Origin of the sequence: uncultured Aquincola sp., from assembly GCF_964001545.1 — a bacterium.
Taxonomy (GTDB): Bacteria; Pseudomonadota; Gammaproteobacteria; order Burkholderiales; family Burkholderiaceae_C; genus Aquincola.
In genome coordinates, this window is the sequence record NZ_CAXFDV010000754.1 from 1 (window position 1) to 1,551 (window position 1,551).

Here is a 1,551-nt window from a genome sequence, read left to right on the forward strand (position 1 = left end):
CGTGGGCATCTACGTGGGTGAAGGCAAGTTCATCCATGCGCCCCGCCCAGGCGGCGAAGTGCGCATCGAAGACATGGGCGCCAGCTACTGGGCCAAGCGTTTCACCGGTGCGCGCCGCGCGCCCGAAGCCGAGCAGTTCGAGCAGAAGATGCAGCAGGGCATTCAGAACCTGCGCTCCGCCGTACAAGGCACCCCCGCGCCCTGACGTGTGCGGCCTGGCCGGGGTCATCGCTGACCGCGCACTGACGCCTGCGCACCAACAGCGGCTGGCGCAAGCCGTCGCCGCCCTGCACCACCGCGGCCCCGACGGCCACGGCATCCACCATCAGGGCCCCGTGGGCCTGGTGCACACCCGGCTGGCCATCATCGACCTGGCCGGCGGCGACCAGCCGCTGCAGTCGGCCGCTGGCGGCCTGCAGGCGGTGGTCAACGGCGAGATCTACAACCATGTGGAACTGCGCGAGGAGTTCCGCCGCCGCGGCGAGCCCCATCCGCGCAGCCAGTCCGACTGCGAAGCGCTGCTGCAGGCCTACCAGGTGCACGGCGTGCCCGGTCTGGCGCGGCTGAACGGCATGTTCGCCGCCGCGCTGCACGACCCGGCGCGCCGCCGCCTGGTGCTGGCGCGCGACCGGCTGGGCATCAAGCCGCTGTACTACGCCCGCGGCGCGGGGTGCGTGGTGTTCGGCTCCGAGCTGCGCGCCGTGCTGGCCTTGCTGGGCCACACGCCGCCGCTGGTGGCCGACGGCATCGCGCAGTTCTTCGAACATGAATTCCAGGGCGGCGAAGCCACGGCCTTTGAAGGCGTGATGCGAGTGCCGCCCGGCCATGCGCTGGTGATCGACGAAGACGGGCTGCAGATGCGCCGCGAGCGCTACTGGTCGCTGGCCGAAGCGCGGATGCCAGCCTGGCCCGCCGCCGCCACCGCGGAAGAAGCCGACGAGGCCTTCACCGCGCTGATGGAGCAGGTGATGACCGAGCACCTGCGCGCCGACGTGCCGTTCGGGCTGCTGCTGTCGGGCGGGGTCGATTCCGGCCTGCTGGCCGCCCTGCTCACCCGCATGCACGGCCAGCCGATCGAGAGTTTTTCAGTCGGCTACGCCACCGACGACACGGCCGAAGCCGGCCGCAACGAACTGGACGCGGCCCAGGCCGTGGCCGCCCGCCTGGGCACCCGCCACACCGCGCTGCGGCTGGCCCCTGACGACCTGTGGCGCCGCCTGCCGCATGCGGTGTGGGCCACTGACGAGCTGATGCGCGACCATGCGGTGCTGCCCACGCTGGCGCTGGGCGAACGTGCCAGCCAGTCGCTGAAGATCGTGTTCACCGGCGAAGGCGGCGACGAGGTGTTTGCCGGCTACGGCCGCTACCGCCGGCCGGCGCTGCAGCGCTGGCTGGCCGGTGTGCGCTCGCCCGGCTCGGGCGGCTTTCGCACCCGCAGCCTGTGGCCGCGGCCCTGGCGGCAGGCGGTGTTCGGCACTGCGCTGCAAGCCGCCAGCGGCGGCTTCCGCCAGCCGCAAATCGACGCCTGGCAGGCCACGCCGCGCGAGTGGA

2 protein-coding genes are annotated in these 1,551 nt (G+C 72.5%); both read left to right on the forward strand.

What is annotated here, in order from left to right:
* Nucleotides 1-205: NlpC/P60 family protein (locus ABNT58_RS26435; protein WP_348756356.1), on the forward strand; the 205-nt coding region annotated here is incomplete at its 5' end.
* A 1-nt stretch (nt 206) separates the two neighbouring features.
* The coding region (asnB, locus tag ABNT58_RS26440; RefSeq protein WP_348756357.1) for an asparagine synthase (glutamine-hydrolyzing) at nt 207-1,551 on the forward strand (1,345 nt) is incomplete at its 3' end.